Annotated in this window: 21 protein-coding genes; 5 read left to right on the top strand and 16 right to left on the bottom strand. The window is 62.7% G+C overall.

Going from position 1 to position 26,693, the window contains the following annotated elements:
* The first annotated feature begins 326 nt into the window (after positions 1-326).
* The 5 genes from Q7C33_RS02130 to Q7C33_RS02150 all read left to right on the top strand — a co-directional run bounded on the left by Q7C33_RS02130 (position 327) and on the right by Q7C33_RS02150 (position 8,271).
* Entirely contained in the window at positions 327-1,484 is a 1,158-nt protein-coding gene (locus Q7C33_RS02130) for an efflux RND transporter periplasmic adaptor subunit (RefSeq protein ID WP_407682761.1), read from the top strand.
* Positions 1,481-4,591: a multidrug efflux RND transporter permease subunit gene (locus Q7C33_RS02135; protein WP_198796601.1), complete on the top strand. Its 3,111-nt coding sequence runs from the start codon at positions 1,481-1,483 to the stop codon at positions 4,589-4,591. The genes Q7C33_RS02130 and Q7C33_RS02135 overlap by 4 nt, the downstream gene beginning before the upstream one ends.
* Positions 4,592-4,600: 9 nt before the next feature.
* On the top strand, positions 4,601-5,275 hold the full coding sequence (locus Q7C33_RS02140) for a heavy metal response regulator transcription factor (protein ID WP_030139690.1): 675 nt from the start codon (positions 4,601-4,603) through the stop codon (positions 5,273-5,275).
* Positions 5,262-6,629 (top strand): heavy metal sensor histidine kinase, encoded by a 1,368-nt coding sequence (locus Q7C33_RS02145; RefSeq protein WP_407682852.1) that lies wholly within the window; start codon positions 5,262-5,264, stop codon positions 6,627-6,629. Before Q7C33_RS02140 ends, Q7C33_RS02145 begins: the two co-directional genes overlap by 14 nt.
* Positions 6,630-6,774: 145 nt before the next feature.
* Complete coding sequence (locus Q7C33_RS02150) at positions 6,775-8,271, top strand: diguanylate cyclase (protein WP_407682853.1); 1,497 nt, start codon at positions 6,775-6,777, stop codon at positions 8,269-8,271.
* A gap of 314 nt (positions 8,272-8,585) precedes the next feature.
* Here Q7C33_RS02150 and lpxC read toward each other — a convergent pair whose 3' ends face one another.
* From lpxC to mraZ, 16 genes are all read right to left on the bottom strand, one after another.
* Positions 8,586-9,497 (bottom strand): UDP-3-O-acyl-N-acetylglucosamine deacetylase, encoded by a 912-nt coding sequence (lpxC, locus tag Q7C33_RS02155; protein ID WP_030139673.1) that lies wholly within the window; start codon positions 9,495-9,497, stop codon positions 8,586-8,588.
* A 112-nt stretch (positions 9,498-9,609) separates the two neighbouring features.
* On the bottom strand, positions 9,610-10,803 hold the full coding sequence (gene ftsZ / locus Q7C33_RS02160) for a cell division protein FtsZ (RefSeq protein WP_030139674.1): 1,194 nt from the start codon (positions 10,801-10,803) through the stop codon (positions 9,610-9,612).
* A gap of 97 nt (positions 10,804-10,900) precedes the next feature.
* Entirely contained in the window at positions 10,901-12,160 is a 1,260-nt protein-coding gene (gene ftsA / locus Q7C33_RS02165; RefSeq protein WP_003205342.1) for a cell division protein FtsA, read from the bottom strand.
* A gap of 15 nt (positions 12,161-12,175) precedes the next feature.
* Complete coding sequence (locus Q7C33_RS02170) at positions 12,176-13,042, bottom strand: cell division protein FtsQ/DivIB (protein WP_030139675.1); 867 nt, start codon at positions 13,040-13,042, stop codon at positions 12,176-12,178.
* Between the two features lie 3 nt (positions 13,043-13,045).
* Positions 13,046-14,011, bottom strand: coding sequence for a D-alanine--D-alanine ligase (locus Q7C33_RS02175; protein WP_407682762.1), 966 nt, complete (start codon positions 14,009-14,011; stop codon positions 13,046-13,048).
* Positions 14,008-15,468: a UDP-N-acetylmuramate--L-alanine ligase gene (murC, locus tag Q7C33_RS02180; RefSeq protein WP_030139677.1), complete on the bottom strand. Its 1,461-nt coding sequence runs from the start codon at positions 15,466-15,468 to the stop codon at positions 14,008-14,010. Before murC ends, Q7C33_RS02175 begins: the two co-directional genes overlap by 4 nt.
* Positions 15,461-16,531 (bottom strand): undecaprenyldiphospho-muramoylpentapeptide beta-N-acetylglucosaminyltransferase, encoded by a 1,071-nt coding sequence (gene murG / locus Q7C33_RS02185; RefSeq protein WP_407682763.1) that lies wholly within the window; start codon positions 16,529-16,531, stop codon positions 15,461-15,463. Before murG ends, murC begins: the two co-directional genes overlap by 8 nt.
* Positions 16,521-17,738, bottom strand: coding sequence for a putative lipid II flippase FtsW (ftsW, locus tag Q7C33_RS02190; protein ID WP_030139679.1), 1,218 nt, complete (start codon positions 17,736-17,738; stop codon positions 16,521-16,523). Before ftsW ends, murG begins: the two co-directional genes overlap by 11 nt.
* Positions 17,735-19,081 carry a UDP-N-acetylmuramoyl-L-alanine--D-glutamate ligase gene (gene murD, locus Q7C33_RS02195; RefSeq protein WP_030139680.1) on the bottom strand — a complete coding sequence of 449 codons (1,347 nt, stop codon included), beginning with the start codon at positions 19,079-19,081 and terminating at the stop codon, positions 17,735-17,737. The genes ftsW and murD overlap by 4 nt, the downstream gene beginning before the upstream one ends.
* A 5-nt stretch (positions 19,082-19,086) precedes the next feature.
* Entirely contained in the window at positions 19,087-20,169 is a 1,083-nt protein-coding gene (gene mraY, locus Q7C33_RS02200) for a phospho-N-acetylmuramoyl-pentapeptide-transferase (protein ID WP_030139681.1), read from the bottom strand.
* Positions 20,169-21,536, bottom strand: a complete 1,368-nt coding sequence (locus Q7C33_RS02205) for a UDP-N-acetylmuramoyl-tripeptide--D-alanyl-D-alanine ligase (protein WP_323154176.1) — start codon at positions 21,534-21,536, stop codon at positions 20,169-20,171. The genes mraY and Q7C33_RS02205 overlap by 1 nt, the downstream gene beginning before the upstream one ends.
* Complete coding sequence (locus Q7C33_RS02210) at positions 21,529-22,992, bottom strand: UDP-N-acetylmuramoyl-L-alanyl-D-glutamate--2,6-diaminopimelate ligase (RefSeq protein ID WP_217861299.1); 1,464 nt, start codon at positions 22,990-22,992, stop codon at positions 21,529-21,531. Before Q7C33_RS02210 ends, Q7C33_RS02205 begins: the two co-directional genes overlap by 8 nt.
* On the bottom strand, positions 22,992-24,731 hold the full coding sequence (locus tag Q7C33_RS02215) for a peptidoglycan D,D-transpeptidase FtsI family protein (protein WP_181287711.1): 1,740 nt from the start codon (positions 24,729-24,731) through the stop codon (positions 22,992-22,994). The genes Q7C33_RS02210 and Q7C33_RS02215 overlap by 1 nt, the downstream gene beginning before the upstream one ends.
* Positions 24,731-25,024, bottom strand: coding sequence for a cell division protein FtsL (gene ftsL, locus Q7C33_RS02220; RefSeq protein ID WP_003178214.1), 294 nt, complete (start codon positions 25,022-25,024; stop codon positions 24,731-24,733). Before ftsL ends, Q7C33_RS02215 begins: the two co-directional genes overlap by 1 nt.
* The gene (gene rsmH, locus Q7C33_RS02225) at positions 25,021-25,968 is read right to left on the bottom strand and encodes a 16S rRNA (cytosine(1402)-N(4))-methyltransferase RsmH (protein WP_030139685.1); all 948 of its coding nucleotides are present in this window, start codon (positions 25,966-25,968) and stop codon (positions 25,021-25,023) included. The genes ftsL and rsmH overlap by 4 nt, the downstream gene beginning before the upstream one ends.
* On the bottom strand, positions 25,965-26,420 hold the full coding sequence (mraZ, locus tag Q7C33_RS02230; protein ID WP_003205355.1) for a division/cell wall cluster transcriptional repressor MraZ: 456 nt from the start codon (positions 26,418-26,420) through the stop codon (positions 25,965-25,967). The genes rsmH and mraZ overlap by 4 nt, the downstream gene beginning before the upstream one ends.
* Between the last annotated feature and the right edge of the window lie 273 nt (positions 26,421-26,693).

Genomic DNA, 26,693 nt, shown 5'->3' on the forward strand with positions numbered 1-26,693 from the left:
AGTGGGACAACAAACCGTGGCGAGGGAGCTTGCTCCCGCTGGGCTGCGAAGCGGCCCCATTTCTGTGAGCGCTTCGCACTCAAGCGGGAGCAAGCTCCCTCGCCACAATTGAGTATGCGTGGCTCGGTAACCGAGCCGCGAAACGCAGCAGTATACCTGCACGAAATCGCGGTGCCACGGAGCAGATGCAAGGGTGGAGTTCCGTCTGACGGAAAACCGGGACGAAACTGACAGCCCTGACAGCTAGCCGTCACCTTCCTGACCGCCTCGCAACGCTATATAAGACAGATAGAAATCCCACCGTCCCGAACCGGCTCTTCGCATCCATGCACATTCAGAAAAAAACGTTCCTGCTCGTCGCACTGTTGGTCGCCTTGGGGGCGCTGGTCCTGTGGTTCTCGATGAAGCCCGTCGCCACCAAACCCAGTGCTGCGAGCGCCGTACCGGTAAGAGTCGTGAGCGTGGTCGAAAAGGATGTGCCGCGCTTTGCCAGCGGCATCGGCACGGTACTGTCGCTGCACAGCGTGGTGATCCGTCCGCAGATCGACGGCATTCTCACCAAGCTGCTGGTCAAGGAAGGACAACTGGTCAAGAAGGGCGACCTGTTGGCAACCATCGACGACCGCTCCATCCGCGCCAGTCTCGACCAGGCCCGCGCCCAGCTCGGCGAGAGCCAGGCGCAGCTGGCCGTGGCCCAGGTCAATCTCAAGCGCTACAAGTTGCTGAGCGTCGATGACGGCGTATCCAAGCAGACCTACGACCAGCAACAGGCGCTGGTCAATCAGCTCAAGGCCACGGCCCAGGGCAACCAGGCGGCCATCGACTCCGCGCAGGTGCAACTTTCCTACACGCAGATCCGCTCCCCGGTGACCGGTCGCGTCGGCATTCGCAACGTGGACGAAGGCAACTTCCTGCGCGCCAGCGATGCCGAAGGCCTGTTCACCGTGACCCAGATCGACCCGATCGCGGTGGAATTCTCGTTGCCGCAACAAATGCTGCCGACGCTGCAGCGCTTGATCGCCGCCCCTGACCAGGCCCTGGTCAAGGCCTACATCGGTGCCGACGGCGCCACCGGGGAACTGTTGGGTGAAGGGCGCCTCAGTCTCATCGACAACCAGATCAACACCAACACCGGAACCCTGCGCGCCAAGGCCGAATTCAACAACGCCGCCCAACGGCTGTGGCCGGGGCAACTGGTGACGCTGAAAATCCAGACCGCGATCGACAAGGGTGCGCTGGTGGTACCGCCGACCGTGGTCCAACGCGGGTTGGAGCAACACTTCGTGTACCGGGTCCGGGGCGACAAGGTGGAAAGCGTGCCGGTGGAAATGGTGTACCAGGACAGCGGCATGCACATCATCAAAGGCGTCAACGCCGGTGACCAGTTGGTGAGCGACGGCCAGTCACGCCTCAAGCCTGGCGCCAGCATCCAGATACTTGGAGATCCGCCCGCCCTCGCCAAGACCGGGCAGGCACAGCCATGAAGGGCCGCGGTTCGATATCGGCGTGGTGCATCAATCACCCCATCGCCACGGTGCTGCTGACGTTCGCCCTGGTGCTGCTGGGGTTGATCGCCTTTCCGCGGCTGCCTGTCGCGCCGTTGCCCGAGGCGGAATTCCCGACCATCCAGGTCAATGCGCAGTTGCCCGGTGCCAGCCCCGAAACCATGGCGTCGTCGGTGGCAACCCCGCTGGAAGTCCAGTTCAGCGCCATCCCCGGCATCACCCAGATGACTTCCAGCAGTGCATTGGGCTCGACCAACCTGATCCTGCAATTCAGCCTCGACAAGAGCATCGACACCGCCGCCCAAGAAGTGCAGGCGGCCATCAACACCGCCGCCGGCAAGTTGCCCAATGACATGCCGAACCTGCCGACCTGGCGCAAGGTCAACCCGGCCGACAGCCCGGTACTGATCCTCAGCATCAGCTCCGACCTGATGCCAGGCACCGAATTGAGTGATTACGTCGAGACCCTGCTCGCCCGCCAGATCAGCCAGATCGATGGCGTCGGGCAAATCTACATCACCGGCCAGCAGCGCCCGGCGATCCGAGTCCAGGCGTCTGCCGACCGACTCGCGGCGATCGGCCTGACCCTGGCCGATATTCGTCTGTCACTCCAGCAGGCCAGCCTCAACCTCGCCAAGGGCGCGCTCTACGGTGAGTCGAGCATTTCCACGCTGTCCACCAACGACCAATTGTTCAAGCCCGAGGAGTACGGTGAGCTGATCGTGTCCTACCGGGACGGCGCTCCGGTTCATCTCAAGGACATCGCCAAGGTCGTCAACGGTTCGGAAAACGCCTACGTCCAGGCCTGGTCCGATGATCAACCCGGCGTCAACCTGGTCATCTTCCGCCAACCGGGCGCGAACATCGTCGAGACCGTCGATCGCGTCCAGGCCGCCTTGCCCACCCTCGAGGCCATGCTGCCCGCGGCGATACAAGTCAAGGTGATGATCGATCGCACCCAGACCATCCGCGCCTCGTTGCATGAAGTGGAAATCACCCTGCTGATTGCGGTGTTGCTGGTGGTGGCGGTGATGGCGCTGTTCCTGCGCCAGCTCTCGGCGACGCTGATTGTCTCGGCGGTGCTGGGCGTGTCGTTGACCGCCAGTTTCGCCCTGATGTACGTGATGGGATTCAGCCTGAACAACCTGACCCTGGTGGCGATCGTCATCTCGGTGGGGTTCGTGGTGGACGACGCCATCGTGGTGGTGGAGAACATCCACCGGCACCTGGAGGCTGGCGATGGCATGCGCGAGGCGGCCATCAAGGGCGCCGGGGAAATCGGCTTCACCGTGGTGTCCATCAGCTTCTCGCTGGTGGCGGCGTTCATTCCGCTCTTGTTCATGGGCGGCGTGGTCGGACGGTTGTTCAAGGAATTCGCGCTGACTGCCACCTCGACGATCCTGATTTCGGTGGTGGTGTCCCTGACGCTGGCGCCGACCCTGGCCGCGCTGTTCATGCGCGCACCGAAACACCATGCCCACGCTCGTCCAGGTTTCGGCGAGCGCCTGCTGGGCGGCTATGAGCGAGGCCTGCGGCGGGCCCTCGCTCACCAGAAGCTGATGATCAGCGCGTTCGGCCTGACCCTGGCGCTTGCCGTGGTGGGCTACGTGTTCATTCCCAAGGGGTTCTTCCCGGTACAGGACACCGGCCTGGTGCTGGGCACCAGCGAAGCCGCCGCCGACGTGTCGTTCCCGGACATGGTGGCCAAGCACAAGGCCCTGGCCGAGATCGTCGCCGCCGATCCGGCGGTGCAGACCTTCTCCCATTCCGTCGGCGTCTCGGGCAACAACCAGACCATCGCCAATGGCCGCTTCTGGATCGCCCTGAAGCCCCGGGGCGAGCGTGATGTATCAGCCAGCGGCTTCATCGATCGGATCCGCCCGAAATTGCAGAAGATCCCCGGTGTCGTGCTGTACCTGCGGGCCGGGCAGGATATCAACCTCAGCTCCGGCCCCAGCCGCGCCCAATACCAGTACGTGCTCAAGAGCAATGACGGGCCGACCCTCAATGCCTGGACGCAGAAACTCACCGACAAGCTGCGCAGCATCCCGGCGTTTCGTGACATTTCCAACGACCTGCAACTGGGCGGCAGCATCACCCACATCAACATCGACCGCAGCGCAGCAGCCCGCTTCGGCCTCACCGCCACCGACGTCGACCAGGCGCTGTACGACGCGTTCGGCCAGCGGCAGATCAACGAGTTCCAGACCGAGACCAACCAGTACAACGTGATTCTCGAGCTCGACACCCAACAACGTGGCAAGGCCGAAAGCCTGGCGTATTTCTACCTGCGCTCGCCGCTGAGTGGGGAAATGGTGCCCCTCTCGGCCCTGGCCCGCTTCGACGCGCCGACCAACGGCCCGCTGTCGATTGCCCATGACGGCATGTTCCCGGCCGCCAACCTGTCATTCAACCTGGCCCCAGGCGTGGCGTTGGGGGATGCGGTGCGCCTGCTCGACCAGGCCAAGAACGAAATCGGTATGCCCGCCGCCATCACCGGCAGTTTCCAGGGCGCGGCCCAGGCGTTCCAGAGTTCGCTGAAGAGCCAGCCCTGGCTGATCCTCGCCGCATTGGTGGCGGTGTACATCATCCTCGGCGTGCTCTACGAGAGTTTCGTGCACCCGCTGACCATCATTTCCACCCTGCCCTCGGCCGGCCTTGGCGCCCTGATCATGCTCTGGCTGCTGGGCCAGGATTTCTCGATCATGGCGTTGATCGGCCTGGTGCTGCTGATCGGGATCGTCAAGAAAAACGGCATCCTGATGATCGATTTCGCCATCGATGCCCAGCGCAACGGTGGCCTGGCGCCTCAGGAGGCAATATTCCAGGCCTGCCTGACCCGGTTCCGCCCGATCATCATGACCACCCTCGCCGCCCTGCTCGGCGCGCTGCCGCTGATGCTCGGCTACGGCCCCGGCGCCGAACTGCGCCAGCCGTTGGGCATCGCGGTCGTGGGCGGCCTGCTGGTCAGCCAGGCGCTGACCTTGTTCACCACACCGGTCATATACTTGTGGCTGGAGCGACTGTTCCATCGACACGCCCTTCAGCCCGGCCCCGCGCCGGCGGCGCTGGCGAATGCAGACTGAGGCCGGGCCATGCGTATCCTGATCATCGAAGACGAAGAAAAAACCGCGGACTACCTGCACCGCGGCCTCACCGAACAGGGTTACATCGTGGACGTGGCGCCCGACGGCGTCGAGGGACTGCACCTGGCCCTGGAAAATGACTACGCGGTGATCGTGCTCGACGTCATGCTGCCGGGCCTGGACGGTTTTGGCGTGCTGCGTGCGTTGCGCGCCCGCAAGCAGACGCCGGTCATCATGCTCACCGCCCGCGAACGGGTCGAAGACCGCATCAAGGGCCTGCGCGACGGTGCCGACGATTACCTGGGCAAGCCGTTTTCGTTCCTCGAGCTGGTGGCGCGCCTGCAAGCCCTGACCCGCCGCAGCAGCGGCCACGAACCGGTTCAGGTCAGCATTGCCGACCTGTGGATCGACCTGATCAGCCGCAAGGCCACCCGGGCTGGGCAGCGCCTGGACCTGACCGCCAAGGAATTCTCGCTGCTCAGCGTCCTGGCCCGCCGCCAGGGCGAAATCCTGTCGAAGACGGCCATTGCCGAAATGGTCTGGGACATCAATTTCGACAGCGACGCCAACGTCGTCGAGGTGGCGATCAAGCGCCTGCGGGCCAAGCTGGACGGGCCCTTCGAGCACAAGCTCCTGCACACCATCCGCGGGATGGGGTACGTGCTGGAGAATCGAGGTGAGTAACAGCATCGCGCTGCGCCTGAGCGGCATGTTCACCCTGGTGGCGGCGCTGGTGTTCCTGCTGATTGGCGGCGCCTTGTACCAGCAGGTCGAAAAAGGCCTGGGCCTGTTGCCGGAAGCGGAACTCGATGCCCGCTACAGCGTGCTCGAATCCACCGTGGGTCGTTATGGCACGTCCGAACACTGGGTGAAGATCAACAACAAGCTGCGGTTGCTGGGCGAAGAAGACAAGCGCATCCATTTCTGGATCGTCAGCGGCGACCCGCGCTTTGAATACGGCAACCCCGATCCGCAGGTTCGCGCCGTTGCCCAAGGCCCGTTGGGCAAGCGCGACTTGACGTTGCCTGATCGGCACTATCCGATGAAAGTCCTGGTGAGCCAGTTCCCGGCCAAGGATCAACGCCCGCCCCTGCGCTTCATCATCGGCATCGACACCGAGACCTTCTATCAGACCCAGCATCATTTATTGGTGGCGCTGGTGAGCCTGGCCTGCATCGGTGTGTTGCTGGCATCGCTGCTGGGTTATTGGGTCGCGCGCATCGGTCTCAAGCCGCTCATCAAGCTGTCCGACGAAGCCCAACGCCTGGCCCCGCCTCGCCTTTCCGGGCGCTTGCGAATCTCGCCATTGCCGCCGGAACTCAGCCAGTTCGTCAATTCGTTCAATGCGACCCTCGATCGGGTCGAACAGGCGTACTCCCGGCTCGAATCGTTCAACGCCGACGTGGCCCATGAGCTTCGCTCCCCATTGACCAACCTGATTGGCCAGACCCAGGTGGCGCTGACCCGTGGGCGCTCGGCGGAGCATTACTTCGAAGTGCTGCAATCGAACCTCGAGGAGCTGGAGCGACTGCGCTCCATCATCAACGACATGCTGTTCCTCGCCAGCGCGGACCAGGGCAGCAAGGCCACCAAGCTGACCACGACGTCCCTCGCCGACGAAGTGGCAACCACCCTCGACTACCTGGATTTCATCCTGGAGGACGCCCAGGTCGAGGTTCACGTCAGCGGCGATGCCCAAGCCACCATCGAAATCGCCCACCTGCGCCGAGCCCTGATCAACCTGCTCAGCAACGCGGTCCAGCACACCGCGCCCGGCCAGGTGATCGACGTGCGCATCGAAGCCGTTGGCGACCAGATCACCCTCGGCGTCACCAACCCCGGCGAACCGATCGCCGGCGAACACTTGCCGCGACTGTTCGAACGCTTCTATCGGGTGGATGCATCACGCAGCAACAGCGGCGCCAACCACGGATTAGGGCTCGCCATCGTCAAGGCGATCGCGTTGATGCATGGCGGCGATGTATTCGTGCGCAGCGACTGCGGCGTAAACACCTTCGGAATCCGTTTGCCGGCTTGAAATAAGCCACGATGTGGATTGCTCAATTCCAGTGTCCCGAGCACAATCTTGCAAAAGGCCAGTATTGTCTCTGCCGGTCATCGGCAGTTGTAGATGAGCAGCCTATGGGAAGGATCCCAGCCACATGACAATGCAGATCGGAACCATGAGCGCGAGCAGTGCAACACCCGGCAATATCCCGTTTTCGATACGTTCGGAACGGGTTCTCGTTCTGGCCAGCTCGCTGGTTGTCATTGCCATCCTGAGTATCGTGACGTTCCTGCTGATCCGAGAACACGCCAGCGCCGAGCAGGCTGCAACGCGTGCGGCAAGCAATATCGTGCAACTGATCGACGCCGATGTGCTGCGCAACGTAGAACTCTACGATGTTTCATTGCAGGGCCTGATTGCCGCGGCAAAACGCCAGGACCTCAAAGACGTTTCGCCAACGATCCGCCACCTCGCCCTGTTCGATCGCGCCACCGCAGCGCCCTATAAAGGCGACATCCTTCTGCTCGACAAACGCGGCGATGTGATTGCTGACTCGGCCTCTGTCGAGCCCCGCAAAGGCAACTACGCCGAACGGGAATATTTCCAGTCACATCTCCAGGATCCAAGCCCGAGCATGATGATCAGTCCCCCGTTCCGGGCTCGAAGCGAGCCGCATGACTGGCGCATCAGCTTCAGCTACCGCCTGGATGACGACCGGGGCGAGTTCATGGGCGTGGCCGAGGCCGCGATGCGCCTGAGCTATTTCAGCCAACTGTTCAAAAGCCTGAACATCGGTCGCGGCGGCACGGTCAACCTGGTCAGCGGCGACGGAACGCTGCTGGCCCAGGAGCCGCCCTTGGCTGACGACATGATCGGCAAGAATTTCAGCAATCGACCGAACTTCGTGCGCATCCTGCGCGAAGGCAACGGCAGCTTCTCCGGCGTATCCAGCGTCGATCAGACACAGCGCCTGTATACCTTTTCCCGGGTCGGTAACTTGCCGCTGATCGTCGTGGTCGCGCTCTCATCCCAAGAAGTCTTCGCATCGTGGCAACGTACGGCGCTCCTGATCAGTGGCGCCACGGTCGCGCTGTGCATCAGCCTGCTCTGGCTCACCTGGTTGCTGCGCCGTGAGCTGCGACGCCGCCACAGCGCCGAGCGGGAGCTGGCAAAATTGGCGTCCGTCGATTCCCTTACCGGCCTGGCCAATCGCCGAACGCTGGACGAAACGTTGCATCAGGAATGGCAGCGTGCCCAACGTTCGGGCCAACCGCTGTCTGTGCTGATGATCGACGCGGATCACTTCAAGGCGTTCAACGATCGCCATGGTCATCAACAGGGCGACGAAGCCCTGCGAACCTTGGCCCAGTTGATCGGCCAACATGTCCGACGCCCTGCCGACCTGGCGGCGCGCTATGGCGGGGAAGAATTCTCGGTGGTGCTGCCAGAGACCACCACCGCCGGCGCCTTCACCATGGCCCAGAACATTCGCGACGCGGTAGAGCAGTTGCTACCTGTCGTCGAGGGTGAAGCGCCCATGACGGTGAGTATCGGTATTGCCACTTGGGTAAACGGGCCGTATTGCGAGCTGCAGCAACTCTTGCTTGCTGCGGACAAGGCGCTGTACCAGGCCAAGGCCAGCGGACGTAATCGTGTCGTCTGCGCGATGTGATGCCGTTTCGGTCGCATTTCTCCTGTAGGAGCGAGCCTGCTCGCGAAGGGAGCGGCAGAATCAATATCTTCATGGGCTGTAACGCCGCTTTCGCGAGCAAGCTCGCTCCCACAGTTGGTTCTTCTGTGGCCACCGAATTGCTGTACACCACGGTCCCTTGTGGGAGCGGGCTTGCCCGCGAAGAGGCCGGCACATCCAATATCTTTGTCGACTGTGACACCGCCTTCGCGAGCAAGCCCGCTCCCACTGCACCAAAAGCGCATAAAAAAAGGCCACCCGAAGGCAGCCTTTAAAAAACTAGAGAGGTTTTTTGCTTACACGGCCGCGACAGGGCGCATGTAAGAGATTGGTGCGGTGCTGGCGTCTTCGAACGTCACGACTTCCCAAGCATCTTTCTGCTCAATCAACTTGCGCAGCAGCTGGTTGTTCAGTGCATGGCCGGACTTGAAGCCCTTGAACTCACCAATCAGGCTGTTGCCCAGCAGGTAGAGGTCGCCAATCGCATCGAGGATCTTGTGCTTGACGAATTCGTCTTCATAACGAAGGCCGTCTTCGTTCAACACGCCATCGGAATCGACCACGATCGCGTTTTCAACACTGCCGCCGAGTGCGAGGTTGTGCTTGCGCAGGTACTCGATGTCACTCATGAAGCCAAAGGTACGGGCGCGGCTGACTTCTTTTACGAACGAAGTGCTGGAAAAATCCACGCTTGCACTCTGGGTGCGGTCACGGAAAACCGGGTGATCGAAATCGATCTCGAAGCTCACCTTGAAACCTTCGAAAGGGACGAAAGTGGCGCGCTTGTCGCCGTCTTCCACTGTCACTTCCCGCAGGATGCGGATGAACTTCTTGGCCGCGTCCTGTTCTTCCAGGCCAGCCGATTGAATCAGGAATACGAAAGGTCCGGCGCTGCCATCCATGATCGGGACTTCGGACGCGGAGAGCTCGACGTAGGCGTTATCGATGCCCAGGCCAGCCATGGCCGAGAGCAGATGCTCCACCGTGTCCACTTTGGTGTCACCGTTGACCAGCGTGGTCGACATAGTGGTTTCACCAACGTTTTCCGCGCGAGCAGGAATCTGCACCACAGGGTCGAGGTCGGCACGACAAAACACGATGCCGGTATCGACAGGCGCTGGCTTGAGGGTCAGGTAGACCTTCTCGCCGGAGTGCAGGCCGACACCTGTGGCACGGATAATATTCTTCAGGGTGCGTTGTTTAATCATGGCATGGGCCGCTTCAGCGCAAATTGCGAACTGGTATCAACAAAGGCTGGCGATGATAGCAGACCAGACCTTTGCTGAACACCAATCACCCGTATACCCCTGATACATTCCATCAATCGGCCTGGCGACGCAGGAATGCCGGGATGTCCAGGTAATCCAGATCATCTTGCGGATTCATCTTCGCGGCAGTCGCAGCGCCGGCCTGGGCCTGGTTGCGCATGACGGTCGGGCGGTCCAGGTCACGGTAGTTCACCGCTGGCGCTTCCTGACGAGCGGCCGGTTGCTGTTGTGGCTGGGAGGCCATGGCAGTCTGGACGGTGTTGTCGATCACCTTCATCGGCTTCTCGATTTTCGCGCCCAGGCCAGTGGCAACCACGGTCACGTGCAACTCGTCACGCATGTCCGGATCGATCACGGTGCCGACCTTGACCATCGCGTGGTCGGAAGCGAACGCCTCGATGATGCTACCGACGTCGGAGTATTCGCCCAGGGACAAATCCGGACCGGCGGTGATGTTCACCAGGATGCCACGGGCGCCCTGCAGGTTCACATCTTCCAGCAACGGGTTGCGGATGGCCGCTTCGGTCGCTTCGCGCGCACGGTTCGGACCGCTGGCGCAGCCAGTGCCCATCATCGCCATGCCCATTTCGGACATCACGGTGCGGACGTCGGCGAAGTCAACGTTGATCATGCCTGGACGCTTGATGATGTCGGAGATACCGCGAACGGCACCGGCCAGTACATCGTCAGCCTTGGCGAAAGCCGACAGCAGGCTGGCGTCTTTGCCCAGGATGGTCAGCAGCTTCTCGTTGGGGATGGTGATCAACGAATCGACGCTTTCGCTCAGCGCGCGGATGCCTTCGTCGGCGATCTGCATGCGCTTGCGGCCTTCGAACGGGAACGGACGGGTCACCACCGCAACGGTGAGGATGCCCATTTCCTTGGCCACTTCGGCAATGATCGGTGCTGCACCGGTACCGGTACCGCCGCCCATGCCAGTGGTGATGAACACCATGTTGGTGCCGGCCAGGACTTCAGCGATGCGCTCGCGGTCTTCCAGGGCAGCCTGACGGCCGACCTCGGGATTCGCGCCGGCACCCAGGCCCTTGGTCACGCCGGTACCCAGTTGGAGGATGGTCCGCGCGCCGATGTTTTTCAGCGCTTGAGCATCGGTGTTGGCGCAGATGAACTCGACGCCTTCGATGTTGCTCTTGACCATGTGGTTGACAGCGTTGCCGCCGCCACCGCCGACACCGATTACTTTGATAACCGGGCTAGCGGGGATGTTGTCTACGAGTTCGAACATGTTCCCTCTCCTTACATTCTCTAGTTTTTTTCGCCTACTGCGTTTGTTGCCGTCTTGCACGCCGAGCCTGAAACCCGGCGCTTGAAGCTTGAATCAGTCAGAAATTGCCTTTCACCCAAGCCTGCAGCCGCTCGAACAACGGTGCCTTCGGCTCGTCGCTGCTGTAGCTGTCGCGGCTGCCTATCCCCGAGAACGAGATCCCGTCGGACTGCTTTTGCAGGCCATACATCAACAGGCCCACGCCGGTGGAATAGATCGGGTTGCGCACCACGTCATCCAGGCCCTTGACGCCATGGGGCACGCCAAGGCGCACCGGCATGTGGAAAATCTCTTCGGCCAGCTCGACCGCGCCTTCCATCTTCGACGTACCGCCGGTCAGCACGATGCCGGCCGGGATCAGGTCTTCGTAGCCGCTGCGACGCAGTTCGGCCTGGATCAGCGTGAACAGCTCGTCGTAGCGCGGCTCGACCACTTCGGCCAGGGCCTGGCGCGACAGTTCGCGCGGTGGACGGTCGCCGACGCTTGGCACCTTGATGGTTTCGCCGGCACCGGCCAGCTTCGCCAGGGCGCAGGCATAGCGGATCTTGATTTCCTCGGCGTACTGGGTCGGGGTGCGCAACGCCATGGCGATGTCGTTGGTCACCTGGTCGCCGGCAATCGGGATCACAGCCGTGTGGCGGATCGCGCCTTCGGTGAAGATCGCGATGTCGGTGGTGCCGCCGCCAATGTCCACCAGGCACACGCCCAGCTCTTTCTCGTCGTCGGTCAGCACCGAGTAGGCCGAGGCCAATTGCTCGAGGATGATGTCGTCGATTTCCAGGCCGCAGCGGCGCACGCATTTCTCGATGTTCTGCGCAGCGTTCACCGCACAGGTGACCACGTGGACCTTGGCTTCCAGGCGCACGCCGGACATGCCCAGGGGCTCGCGCACGCCTTCCTGGTTATCGATCACGTAGTCCTGCGGCAGGGTGTGCAGCACACGCTGGTCAGCCGGGATCGCCACGGCCTGGGCCGCGTCGAGCACGCGTTCGAGGTCGGCGGAGCTGACTTCGCGATCACGAATCGCCACGATGCCGTGGGAGTTCAGGCTGCGGATGTGATTGCCCGCGACGCCGACGAACGCCGAGTGGATCCGGCAACCGGCCATCAGCTGCGCCTCTTCGATGGCGCGCTGGATCGATTGCACGGTGGACTCGATGTTCACCACCACGCCCTTCTTCAAGCCGCGGGACGGGTGTGTACCGATCCCGACGATGACCAGCGTGCCGTCGTCCGCGACTTCGCCTACCAGCGCCACCACCTTGGAAGTGCCGATATCAAGACCGACGATCATTTTTCCGCTTTGCACGTTTGCCATGGGTCCAGCCTCTTCTTAATTCTTCGCGACGGCGGGTACGGCCGTCGTCGGCGCTACAGGTTCCCGCCAGCCAACAGCGAGGCCGTTGGCGTAGCGCAGGTCGATGCGCGCAATGTTCGTAATCTGTTCTTTGAGCGTCTTGTCATAGATGGCAATGAAGCGGCGCATCTTTTCCACCAGGTTGCCGCGCCCGAGCAACAGCTCGATGCCCGGCCCCGAGCTGCCCGCGCCAGTGGTCAGGAACCAACTGCCGCGCTCACGCAGTTCCAGGCGCGCGATGGAGAAGCCCAATGGCCGCAACATCTGGCTCAACACCTGGTATTGCTGCATCACTTGCTGCTGGGCCCGTTGTGGACCGAACAGTTGTGGCAAATGTTCATAATTGGCCAGTTCCCGTGGCGTAAACGCCTGGCCCTGGTTGTTCAAAAGCGACTCGTCGCCCCAACGGGCCACCGGCAATTGCTCTTCCAGGCGGATCGACACCTGGTCAGGCCACACCCGCCGGACTTCGGCATGGGCGATCCAGGGCATCTGCTCCAGCTCCGTGCGCATGCCCGCCAGGTCGATGGTGAAGAAGCTCGACGCGACGAACGGGGCGATCCGTTGCTGCACCGCCTGCTGGCTGATGTAGCTCAGGTCGCCCTGGACGTTGATCCGGGCGATCGGCCGATCGGCGTAAGGCAGCAGCCGTTGGGCGCCTTCGTAGGTACCGAACCCCAACGCCACCAGCAGCACCGGCCAGAACAGGCTCTTGAGAAAACCAAAATTGGCTTTCGGCAAGCGCGCCGACATCGGCTCCTTGGCCACCATTCGGCTGGCACCCCGCGGCACCGGCTTGCGGCCGGGTGCGGAGGGCTGATGACGAAGCGATGCGCCTTGCATGGCTTAACCTCTTGGCTCTTGTTTGCCGACACTGGCGGCGAGAATCGACAGCACCAGCTGCTGGAAATCAAGGCCGGCGGCGCGGGCCGCCATCGGCACCAGGCTGTGATCGGTCATGCCGGGGGCGGTGTTGACTTCCAGGAACCAGAACTGCCCATCGGAGTCCTGCATCACGTCTGCCCGGCCCCAACCGGCAATACCCAGCGCCTCACAGGCCTTGGCCGTGAGGTCCATCAGTTGTTTTTCCTTGGCAGCATCCAGCCCGCAGGGAATGCGGTACTGGGTGTCATTGGCGATGTACTTGGCGTCGTAGTCGTAGAACGTGTGAGGCGTGCCCAGCGCGATCGGGGGCAACACCTGGTCACGCAGGGTGGCGATGGTGAACTCGGGACCGGTGATCCATTGCTCGACCAACACTTGCGAATCGTAGGAACTGGCGTCCTTCCAGGCTGCGGTCAACTCAGGCAGCGAATTCACTTTCGCCATGCCGATACTGGAACCTTCATGGGCCGGTTTGACGATCAAAGGGAAGCCCAGTTCCGTCGCCGCCGAAATACAATCGGCCTCGGACGCCAGCACGGCGTGACGCGGCGTCGGGATGCCGAGACTGTGCCAGACCTGCTTGGTGCGCAGCTTGTCCATCGCCAGGGCCGACGCGAGGATGCCGCTGCCGGTGTAGGGAATGCCCAGGCATTCGAGCAGGCCTTGCATGCTGCCGTCTTCGCCGCCGCGACCGTGAAGAATGATGAAGGCGCGGTCGATCTTTTCGCTCAGCAGGCGCTGCAGAAAGTCATCGCCCACGTCGATCCCGAAGGCGTCGACACCAGCGCTTTGCAAGGCTTGCAGCACGGCGTTGCCGGACTTGAGGGACACCTCGCGCTCGGCGCTCTTGCCGCCGAACAGCACGGCAACGCGGCCGAAGGCTTTCGGCTCGAGGGTCGAGACCAGGTTGGCGTAGGCAGCAGTCATTTCAGTTTCCCCTCGCTGGAGGCCACGATGGCGCCGGCGAATAACGGACTATTCAACAGTTTCGGGGCCAGGCCACCGATATCGCCAGCGCCCTGGCACAGCAGGATGTCGCCGGCGCGCAGCAGCGGCTTGACCAGTGGCGCGAGGTCCACGCCGCGGTCGATGTAGATCGGGTCCAATTGGCCGCGTTGGCGAATGCTGTGGCACAGCTGGCGGCTGTCGGCGCCGGGGATCGGCTCTTCGCCGGCCGGGTAGACTTCCATCAACAGCAGCACGTTGGCGTCGGCCAGGACCTGGACGAAATCGTCATACAGGTCGCGGGTGCGGCTGTAGCGGTGCGGCTGGTAGACCATCACCAGGCGGCGCTCCGGCCAACCGCCACGCACGGCCTTGATCACCGCCGCGACTTCGGTCGGGTGGTGACCGTAATCGTCGACCAGCATCACGTTGCCGCCGTCCACCGGCAGTTCGCCGTAGACCTGGAAGCGCCGGCCCACGCCCTGGAACCCGGACAGGCCCTGGACGATCGCTTCATCACTGACGCCTTCGTCGGTGGCGATGCAGATGGTCGCCAGTGCGTTGAGCACGTTGTGGTTGCCGGGCATGTTCACCGACACGTCCAACGGCTCGCGATCAGGACGCAGCACGGTGAAGTAGGTCTGCATGCCCTGCTGGCGCACATTGATTGCGCGAACGTCGGCGTCTTCGCCAAAGCCGTAGGTCACGGTCGGACGCTTGACCAGCGGCAGGATTTCACGCACCACCGGGTCGTCCAGGCACACCACCGCCAGACCGTAGAACGGCAGGTTGTGCAGGAACTCGACGAAGGTTTTCTTCAGTTTGTTGAAGTCGCCGTCGTAGGTCGCCATGTGGTCGGCGTCGATGTTGGTAACGACGGCGACCAGCGGTTGCAGGTGCAAGAAACTCGCATCGCTCTCGTCGGCTTCGGCGATCAGGTAGCGACTGGTGCCCAGCTGGGCATTGGTGCCAGCAGCATTCAGGCGACCACCGATCACGAACGTCGGGTCCAGGCCACCGGCCGCGAACACCGAAGCGATCAGGCTGGTGGTGGTGGTCTTGCCGTGGGTACCGGCGACGGCGATGCCGTGGCGATAGCGCATCAGTTCGGCCAGCATTTCGGCACGCGGCACTACGGGAATGCGGCGTTCCAGGGCAGTGGCGACTTCCGGGTTGGAGGTGTTCACGGCGCTGGACACCACCAGCACGTCGGCGTTGGCGGCGTTCTCGGCGCGGTGGCCGATGAAAATCTGCGCGCCAAAGGACTCCAGGCGCTCAGTCACCGGGGAAGCCTTCAGGTCGGAACCCGAGACCTGGTAACCCAGGTTCAGCAACACCTCGGCGATCCCGCACATGCCCACGCCGCCGATCCCGACGAAGTGGATGCGACGGATGCGGCGCATTTCCGGTTGTGGCATGGCTTTGCGATTCTCAACCATGGGCCACCTCCAGGCAGCTATCGACCACTTGGGCGGTGGCATCGGGTTTGGCCAGGCGGCGCGCGGCGCGGGCCATGTCTTCGAGTGTTTGCGGCTGCATCAAGACCTCTGTCAGGCGCGCGGCAAGATCCGCGGCGCCAGTCGTTCTTTGTGGCATCAGGAAGGCAGCGCCTTCACGGGCCAAATAATCGGCGTTGCGAGTCTGGTGATCGTCGATGGCGTGGGGCAAAGGCACCAGCATCGAGGGCAGACCGGCGGCAGCCAGTTCACTGATGGTCAGCGCGCCTGCGCGGCAGATCACCAGGTCGGCCCAGCCATAGGCCTGGGCCATGTCTTTGATGAAAGGCTGCACTTGCGCCTCGACGCCAACGGCGCGGTAGCGCTCGGCAGTCACCTCATCGTGGTTCTTGCCGGCCTGGTGAAACACTTCCGGGCGCAGTTCGGGGGCGACCTGCGACAGGGCTTCGGGCAGCAATTTGTTCAACGGTTCTGCCCCCAGGCTTCCGCCCAGGACCAGCAAACGCGCCTTGCGTCCGGCCAGGGCCGGGCGCGGTGTATCGAGGAACAGCTCGGTGCGCACCGGATTCCCGGTGGTACGCCGGCTGCCCGACAGGGTAAAGGTGTCGGGAAAGGCTTCACAGACCCGGGCGGCCAACGGCACCAGTAACCGATTGGCGGTACCGGCCACGGCATTCTGCTCGTGGACGATCACTGGCACGCCGGCCAGTTTTGCCGCAACGCCACCCGGACCGGTCACATAACCACCGAAGCCGACGACACACACCGGCCGCAGCCGACGAATGATCGCCCGCGCCTGCCAGATCGACTTGAGCAACATCAGCGGCGCCTTGAGCAGCGACAGCTTGCCTTTGCCTCGCAGGCCGCTGGCATTGATCCGATGCAATTCCAGGCCAGCGGCCGGCACCAGTTCATTCTCGATGCCCCGTGGCGTACCCAGCCAGTGCACGGTGTAGCCGCGCGCCTGGAATTCCCGGGCACAAGCCAGCGCCGGGAACACATGTCCACCGGTACCGCCGGCCATGATCAGCACGTTAGCGCCCATGAGTCGGCTCCTCGGCGAAGTCGCTCTCCTGGAACTCCATCTCTTCGCTGCCCAAGTGGGTGCGACTCTCCCATTCGATGCGCAACAACAGGCCGAGACAGGCACAGCAGATCACCAGGGAACTGCCGCCATAACTGAGGAACGGCAGCGTCAGGCCCTTGGTCGGCAAGAGGCCGACGTTCACGCCGATGTTGATCAGGAACTGGCCGATCCACAGGAACGACAGGCCATACGCCACATAGGCGGCAAAGAACTGCTTGGCCTTCTCGGCCCACAAGCCGATGTACATGCCGCGTACGCAAACAAATACGAACAGGGCGACGGTGCACAGGGAACCCACCACGCCCAGCTCTTCGGCCAAGACCGAGAACACGAAGTCGGTATGCGCTTCCGGCAGGTAGAACTGCTTCTGCACGCTGTTGCCCAGGCCCACGCCCAGCCATTCGCCACGACCAAACGCGATCAGCGCCTGGGTCAATTGATAGCCGGAACCGAACTGGTCGGCCCACGGATCGGTAAAAGTAATCAGGCGCGCCATCCGATACGGTTGCGCCTGCACCAGCACCGTCACCGCCGCCACCGCCAGCGCCACCATCAGGATGAAGCGGAACAGCCCCACGCCACCGAGGAACAGCATGGCCGCCGCCGCGCCCATCATCACCACCGTGGCGCCGAAGTCCGGCTCCATCAGCAGCAAGCCCGCCATCGGCAGCAACACGATGAACGGCTTGAAGAAGCCCATCCAGCTCTCGCGCACTTCCTTCTGGCGACGCACCAGGTAACCGGCCAGGAAAATCACCACGAAGACCTTGGCGATTTCCGAAGGCTGAACGTTGAAGAAGCTGAAGCCGATCCAGCGCATCGAGCCGTTGACCTCGCGGCCAATGCCCGGCACCAGCACCATGACCAACAGGCCAAAGGCACCGAGCAGCATCATCCAGCCCAGGCGTTGCCAGGTGGCGATCGGCACCATCATGGTGACGACGCAGGCACCCAGGCCGATCACCAGGTAAATCAGGTGACGGATCATGTGGTAAAGCGTGTTGCCCGACTGCACGGCAGCCACTTCCGACGAGGCGGAGGTGATCATGACCAGGCCGAGGCCGAGCAAGGCCAGGCAACCGGCGAGCATCGGGAAATCCAGGTCGATGCCGCGCCCGGTGATCAACGGCGACGGATACGGCTTGATGATGTTCATCAGGCTCATGCCAAGTCCTCCGCGGCCCGGGCGAACAATTGCCCGCGCTCTTCGTAGTTCTTGAACATGTCGAAACTGGCGCAGGCCGGCGACAACAGGACAGCATCGCCGGGTTGTGCGAGGGCACGGCATTGCTGCACGGCTTCGTCCAGCGAAGCGACGCGCACCAGCGGCACGGCATCGCCGATTGCAGCGGCGATCAGCTCGCGGTCGCGGCCCATCAGCACCACGGCACGGCAGTTGGCGGCCACCGGGTCGCGCAGGTCCTTGAAGTCGGCGCCCTTGCCGTCGCCGCCGGCGATCAGCACGAGCTTGCCGTCGATGTCCGCGCCCAGGCCTTCGATGGCCGCCAGCGCGGCACCGACGTTGGTGGCCTTGGAATCGTTGTACCAGGCCACGCCATCAAGATCGCGCACCCACTGGCAGCGATGTTCGAGCCCGGCGAAGTTGCGCAGGGCCGAGAGCATGGCGTCGAACGGCAAGCCGACCGCATGCCCCAGGGCCAGCGCCGCCAGGGCGTTGGCCTGGTTGTGAGCGCCACGAACCTTCAGTTCGCGCACCGGCATCAGGTTCTGGAACTCGAAGGCGAGGTATTTTTCGCCGTTCTCTTCGCGCAGTCCGAAGCCTTTGAAATCAGGGACACCGAGGCCGAAGGTCCAGCACGGCAGGCCTTCGCCCATTAGCGGACGGGTCAACGCATCCTGGCGGTTGAACACCACTTGGCGGGCGCCGCGGAAGATCCGGTGCTTGGCCAGGTGATAAGCCGGCAGGCCGCTGTAGCGGTCCATGTGGTCTTCGCTGATGTTGAGCACGGTCGCCACTTCGGCGCCGAGATGGTCGGTGGTTTCAAGCTGGAAGCTGGACAGCTCCATGACGTACAACTCGATATCGTCATTGAGCAAGTCCAGCGCCGGCGTGCCCAGGTTGCCGCCCACGGCGACACGCTTGCCGGCGGCGGCAGCCATTTCGCCGACCAGGGTGGTCACGGTGCTCTTCGCGTTGGAGCCGGTGATGGCGATGATCGGTGCCTTGGCGTTGCGCGCAAACAGCTCGATGTCGCCGGACATCTTCACGCCACGGGCGGCCGCAGCCTGCAAGGCCGGGGTCGCCAGCGCCAGGCCGGGGCTCACGTAGAGTTCGTCGGCGCGGCACAGGAACTCGACGTCCAATTCGCCACAACGCACATCCACCTGCGGATAGTCACGGCGCAGCGTGGCCAGCTCAGGCGGATTTTCCCGCGTATCGGCCACGGCAAACGACACGCCCCGGCTCGCCAGGAAGCGAACCAGGGACATGCCGCTCTTGCCGAGGCCGACAACGATGCGGAAGTGGTCAGAAGCGATCAGGGACACTCGTTCTACCTCAGCTTCAGGGTGGCAAGGCCGATCAGCACCAGAATCACGGTGATGATCCAGAAACGGACGATCACGCGCGGCTCGGGCCAGCCCTTGAGTTCAAAGTGGTGGTGGATCGGCGCCATGCGGAATACACGGCGGCCGGTCAATTTAAAGGAGGCAACCTGAATGACGACTGACAGGGTCTCCATCACGAACACGCCGCCCATGATGAACAGGACGATTTCCTGGCGAACGATGACCGCGATGGTGCCCAGGGCCGCGCCCAGCGCCAGCGCGCCGACATCGCCCATGAAGACTTGCGCCGGGTAGGTGTTGAACCACAGGAAACCCAGGCCGGCACCGATCAGCGCACCGCAGAACACAATCAGCTCACCGGCGCCCGGCACGTAAGGGATCAGCAGGTATTCGGCGAACTTCACGTTACCCGACAGGTAGCAGAAGATCCCCAGTGCACCGCCGACCATCACCGTCGGCATGATCGCCAGGCCGTCGAGGCCATCGGTGAGGTTGACCGCGTTGCTCGAACCGACGATCACCAGGTAGGTCAGCACGATGAAGCCAGCGCCCAGCGGGATGCTGTAGTCCTTGAGCATCGGCAGGATCAGGGTGGTTTCCACCGGCGAGGCGGCGGTCATATAAAGGAAGATCGCCGCGCCGAGGCCGAACACCGACTGCCAGAAATATTTCCAGCGGCTTGGCAGACCACGGGAGTTCTTCTCAATGACCTTGCGGTAGTCGTCGACCCAGCCGATGGCGCCGAAGAACAGCGTCACCAGCAGCACGACCCAGACGTAACGGTTCGCCAGGTCGGCCCAGAGCAAGGTGCTGATGCCGATCGACGACAGGATCAGCGCGCCGCCCATGGTCGGCGTACCGGATTTGGACAGGTGCGATTGCGGGCCGTCGTTACGGACCGACTGGCCAATCTGCAGGCTCTGCAGGGTGCGGATCATCCACGGGCCCAGGAACAGCGACAACGACAACGCGGTCAGCACACCCAGGATCCCGCGCAGGGTCAGGTACTGGAAGACCGCGAAGCCTTTGTGGAACTGTTGCAGGTACTCCGCTAGCAGCAGCAGCATTAATGTTTCTCCATACGGGTGCCGCACAAAGCCGCCACGATGTTTTCCATCGCCGCACTGCGTGAGCCCTTGATCAATAAGGTGGTGTTCGGATCTTGCTCGGCGCCCAGGGCCTGGATCAGCTCGGCCTGGGTGGTGAAATGCTGTGCGTGCTCGCCAAACGCCGCCACGGCGTGGGCCATCATTGGCCCAACGGCGTACAGCGCGTCGACCTTGCCGCGCGCATACGCGCCGACATCATGGTGGCCTTGTTGCGCCCACTCGCCCAACTCGCCGATATCGCCGAGCACCAGCACGGTGCGACCGGAGAAGCCTGCAAGGATATCCACGGCCGCGCACATCGATGTCGGGTTGGCGTTGTAGGTGTCGTCGATGACGCGCATGCCGTTGCTCGCCAGTTGCGCGACGCTGCGGCCCTTGACCGGTTGCACCGCGTTCAATCCAGCGACGATGCCTGGCAGCGAAACACCCAGCGCATGGGCGGCCGCAGCGGCGGCCAGGGCATTGGCAACGTTATGGGTGCCGAGCAGGTTCAACTGCACGCGCTCGGCGCCGTCAGGGCTGTGCAGGTTGAAAGCCGGGCAGCCGCGGGCATCGCGGTCCAGGTCGCTGGCGTAGAAATTCGCCGCGAGGTTGCTCAGGGCGAAGGTCAGCACCTTGCGCTCGCCCGCCCGGGCCTTCCAGATTTCAAATGCCTTGTCGTCGAGATTGAGCACGGCGACGCCATCGGCAGCCAGCCCCTCGATGATCTCGCCCTTGGCCTCGACGATTTTCTCCGGGCCGCCGAACTCGCCGACGTGAGCGGTCCCGGCGTTGTTGAGCACCGCCACGTGGGGCTTGGTCATGCCGACGGTGTAGGCAATCTCGCCGACCCGCGAAGCACCCAGCTCGATGACGGCGGCACTATGCTCCGGCGCCAGTTCAAGCAGGGTCAACGGTACGCCGAGGTCGTTGTTCAGGTTGCCACGGGTCGCCAACACCGGACCGCGCGTGCGCAAGATACTGGCGAGCATTTCCTTGACCGTGGTCTTGCCGCTGGAGCCGGTAATGGCCGCGACCGGGTTGGCAAATGCCGCGCGATTCAACGCACCGAGCTGGCCCAGGGCCTGGCGGGTGTCGCCGACCAGCAATTGTGGCAGCGTGCTGTTGGTCACCTCGCGCTCGACCAACGCCGCGACCGCGCCTTTGCCCGCCACTTCGTTCAGATAATCGTGGCCGTCGAAACGCGGCCCGGCCAGGGCGATGAACAACTGGCCCGGGGCGATCGCCCGGCTGTCGATGCTGACGCCGTTGAACGTGGCGTCCGCTGCGATCAGGCGCGCGCCCAGGGCGTTGGTCAGTTCGCTGAGCTTCAAGGCCTTAAGCATGGGCCACCTCCCATGCGGTCAGCGCGTGATCGGCTTCCACCAGATCGGAAAACGCGTGGCGCTCACCGTTGATTTCCTGGTAGTCCTCGTGCCCTTTGCCGGCCAGGACAATGACGTCATTCGCCGACGCACTGGCGATCAATTGGGCAATGGCCTGGCCGCGTCCGGCCACGAAGGTGACGTTATCCACCGCCGAGAAACCGGCACGGATATCGTCGAAAATCCGCAACGGGTCTTCGCTGCGCGGGTTGTCGTCAGTGACGAGGACACCATCGGCCAGCCGCTCCACGACCTCAGCCATCAACGGACGCTTGCCACGGTCACGATCGCCGCCACAGCCGAACAGGCACAGCAACCGACCCTTGGCGTGAGGGCGCAACGCCGTGAGGACTTTTTCCAATGCGTCGGGGGTGTGGGCGTAATCGACCACCACCAGCGGCTGGGTGCCACCGCCCAAGCGCTGCATGCGCCCGGCCGGGCCTTCAAGCTTCGGCAAGACCTTGAGAATTTCATCCAGCGCGTAGTCCAACCCGAGCAAGGCGCCGACGGCGGCCAATACGTTGCTCAGATTGAAGCGACCCAGCAGGGTGCTGCGCAAATGGTGTTCACCCTGAGGGGTAACCAGCGTGGCGCGCACGCCTTCGTCATCGAACTGTGCCTGGCGTACATAAAGGTAGGCACTGGCGTCTTCCAGGCTGTAGGTAATCAACCGGGACTCGCGCTGCTCGGCGGCCAGTTGCCGACCGAACTCGTCATCGATATTGATGACCCGGCACTTCAGGTTGTTCCAGGCGAACAGCCGGGCCTTGGCCTCGCCGTAGGCCTGCATCGTGCCGTGGTAATCCAGGTGATCGCGGGACAGGTTGGTCAGCACCGCTACATCGAAGGCCAGCGCGGTGACCCGGCCTTGATCGAGACCGTGGGAAGAGACTTCCATCGCGACGGCCTTGGCCCCGGCCTTCTTCAGGTCTGCCAGGGTCGCTTGCACAGCGATCGGATTCGGCGTGGTGTGCAGCCCGCTTTGCAGGGCGCCGTGGAAACCATTGCCCAGGGTCCCGACGATGCCGCAATGCTGCCCGAGCAGATCCAGCGCCTGCGCCACCAGTTGGGTCACGCTGGTCTTGCCGTTGGTGCCGGTCACCCCAATCAGGTTCAGGTGACGGCTCGGCTCGCCATAAAAGCGTCCGGCAATATCCGACAACTGCGCCGCCAGCCCCTTGACCGGAATCAGCGGGACGTCGGTGATCGGCAGCACGGTTGCGCCGTTCACTTCATAGGCCACGGCGGCCGCTCCGCGTTTCAACGCGTCGGCAATGTGGTCGCGGCCATCGAAACGGGCTCCCGGCACGGCCAGGAACAGGTCACCGGCGCGCACGTCACGGCTGTCGAGGGCCAATTCGCGAATCAGCAGGTCATGACCGGCGTGGGCAAAAATCTTGTTCAGGCTCAGGGACATCAGCCACGCCCTCCGTCAGCTTTCAAGGGAACGACCGGGGCGGTACTCGCCTGCTGGGTCGGCGGCAGGTTGTCCGGGGTAACGTTCATCAGGCGCAGGGTTCCGGACATCACTTTGCTGAACACCGGAGCGGAAACCAGGCCACCGAAGTAACCGGCCTTGCTCGGTTCGTCGATGACCACCACGATGGCGTAGCGCGGGTCGCTCATCGGGCCGAAGCCGGCGAACAGCGAACGATAGGAGTTTTCGGCATAGCCCTTGGTGCCCACGGACGTCTTGCGGGCCGTACCCGACTTCCCGGCGACGTGATAGGCCGGCACCTGGGCGCGATAGACACCGCGCGGGGCCTCGATCACCTGTTGCAGCATGCCCTGCATGGTCTTGGCGACGTTTTCCGGGATGACCTGGGTCGTCTGGGGCGCCTTGTCAGTCTTGATCAGCGTCAGCGGTGCGATACGCCCGTTGTTGGCCAACGCGGAAAACGCGTGGACGAGCTGGATCGCGGTTACGGAAACACCGTAGCCGTACGACAACGTGGCGGTTTCAGCCTTGCGCCAGTCACGGTAGTTCGGCAGGTTGCCGACGCGCTCGCCCGGGAAGCCCAGGCCGGTGTCCTGGCCAAGGCCGATTTTCTGGGCCAGGCGATAGATCGTTTCGCCGCCGATATCGAAGGCGATCTTGCTCATGCCGACGTTACTGGAGTTGATCAGGATACCGGTCAGGTCAAGCACCGGCCCTTCGGTCTTGGACACGTCGCGAATGGTGTACTTGCCGATCTGCAGGGTGCCGGGGTACACCTCGACGGTGTCGCTCGGTTTCCAGCGCCCGGTTTCAAGGGCGGCGGCCATGGACACCGCCTTCATGGTCGAGCCCGGCTCGAACACGTCGATCATGGCGCGGTTGCGCATCATCGCCGGTTGCAGGTTGCGGCGGTTGTTCGGGTTGTAGGTCGGCTGGTTGACCATGGCCAGGATCTCGCCGGTCTTCACATCCATGATCACCAGGCTGCCGGCCTTGGCACCGTTCTCGACGATGGCATTGCGCAACTCGCGGTTGGCCAGGTATTGCAGGCGCAGGTCAATGGACAACGCCAAGGGCTTGCCGGCCTTGGCGTTTTTGGTGACTTGGACATCCTTGATCAACCGGCCGCGCCGGTCCTTGATGACCTGGCGCTTGCCGGCGACCCCGGCAAGCCATTCGTCATAGGCCAGTTCGACCCCTTCCCGCCCTCGATCATCGATATCGGTAAACCCGACCATATGGGCAGTGACTTCACCGGCCGGGTAGAAGCGCCGGAACTCTTCAATGCCATAAACGCCCGGCACTTTCAGATCGAGCACGCTCTGGCCCTGCTCGGGGGTCAACCCGCGCACCAGATAGATGAATTCTTTATTGGCCTGGGCTTCAAGCCGTTCAGCCAGGGCCTTTGGATCCTGGCCGAGAGCGGCAGCCAGCGCCGGCCATTTCTCCTTGGCCTGCTGCATTTCCTTGGCGTTCGCCCACAAGGTCGTCACCGGCGTACTCACGGCCAACGGTTCGCCGTTGCGGTCGGTGATCAGGCCACGGTGGGCCGGGATCGGAATGTGACGCACGCTACGGGCGTCGCCCTGGCCCTTGAGGAAATCACGGTCGACCACTTGCAAGTCGATGATGCGCCACGAAATCGCCGCGACCATGATGCCGAGCAAGCCCAGGACCAGGCGGAACCGCCACGGGAACAGTGCCCCTTCGAGCTTCATCATGGCGCCACCATCTGCACTTCGGCGGCGCCGGGGATGCGCATCTTCAATTGTTCAGTGGCCAACACTTCGATACGGCTGTGGGCAGTCCAGGTGCTTTGCTCCAGGATCAACCGACCCCACTCGGCCTGCGCCTTGTCGCGCACGCTCAGCTCGTTGTAAAGGGTATTGAGCAACTGGCGATTCCAGTGCGCGCTGTAAGACACGGCAATGGCCGACACGAGCACGCCGATAAACAGCAGCAGCATGAAAAAGCTGCCGCCCGGCAGGGGCTTGGCGAAGAGCTTGCTCACCGCAACTTCTCCGCGACGCGCATGACCGCACTACGGGCACGTGGATTGGCCTTGAGCTCGGCCTCGGAGGCGAACTGCGCTTTGCCGTGAATCTTGATTTTCGGTACGAAGGCTTCGAAACGCACCGGCAGGTTGCGCGGCAGGTTATCGGCTTCGCCTTTGGTGAGCTTGCGCATGAACAGTTTGACGATACGGTCTTCCAGGGAGTGGAAGCTGATCACCACCAGGCGACCACCCACCTCCAGCGCTTCAAGGGCGGCATCAAGGCCAGCCTCGAGATCACCCAACTCGTTGTTGACGTGAATGCGCAGGCCTTGGAAAGCTCGGGTTGCCGGATTCTTGCCTTTTTCCCAGGCCGGGTTGGCCACTTTCAATACTTCGGCCAAGTCACCGGTACGCTCGAACGGCTTGATGTCACGACGCTCGACCACGGCACGGGCCATGCGACCGGAGAAACGCTCTTCGCCGTACTCCTTGAAGACACGGGCGATTTCTTCCACCGGGGCGGTATTGACGAATTCAGCAGCGCTGATGCCGCGGGACGGGTCCATACGCATGTCCAGCGGACCGTCATTGAGGAAACTGAAGCCGCGCTCAGGATCGTCCAGCTGCGGCGAAGAGACGCCGAGATCCAGCAGCACGCCGCTGATCTTGCCGGCCAAGCCGCGCTGTTCGACTTCCGCACCCAGCTCGGCAAAGCTGCGCTGCACAACGACAAAGCGGCCGTCTTCGGCCGCCAGCGCTTGCCCGGTGGCAATCGCTTGAGGATCCTTGTCGAACCCCAGTAACCGACCGCCCGGCCCGAGCAGGCTGAGGATCAGCCGGCTGTGTCCGCCACGTCCGAACGTGCCGTCCAGATAGCAGCCATCAGGACGTACGGCGAGAGCCTCGACGGCTTCGTCAAGCAGTACGGTGATGTGGTTAAAGCCGCTATCAATAGTCACAGGATCAAATCACGCAGTTCATCAGGCATGGCGCCCGGTTGTTGAATAGCAGCAAGGTCAGCGGCGGAAACCGCATTCCAGGCATCTTCGTCCCACAGCTGGAACTTGTTCAGTTGGCCCACCAGCATCGCGCGCTTGTCCAACTTGGCATATTCGCGCAGGCGCGGCGGCACCAGGAAACGACCGCTGCCGTCGAGTTCGAGGTCGACGGCATTACCGATCAGCAAGCGTTGCAGGCGGCGGTTTTCTTCTCGCAACGAAGGCAATGCGCGCAGTTTGGTTTCGATGATTTCCCACTCATCCAGAGGGTAAACGCACAAACATGGATCAACAGCGTCGATCGTGACGATTAACTGCCCGGAACTTCGCGAAACGAGCTCGTCACGATACCGGCTGGGCATGGCGAGCCGGCCTTTTGCATCGAGACTGATTGCGTTAGCTCCGCGAAACACGTCAGCGTTTCTCCACTTTTTGGCGTTTTACCTTCAAAAAAACCCACTTCATGCCACTTTCCGCCACTTGCGCACACTATAGGAATGCGCCCACCGCACCGTCAAGGCGCGTAATGAAGGAAAAGCCTTATAGATCGGAGATTTAGGAGCGTTTCAGGAGGGGTAACAAGAATCTGACGTAGGAAAATTCGCCTCAACTCAAAGCAGCACAGGAGGCTGCGTGCACAAGTTAAAGTGATTTGTTAAGAGTAAGATTTTTTTGGTATTAGGAAT

Origin of the sequence: Pseudomonas sp. BP11-1-1, from assembly GCF_052112105.1 — a bacterium.
GTDB classification, from domain to species: domain Bacteria; phylum Pseudomonadota; class Gammaproteobacteria; order Pseudomonadales; family Pseudomonadaceae; genus Aquipseudomonas; species Aquipseudomonas alvandae.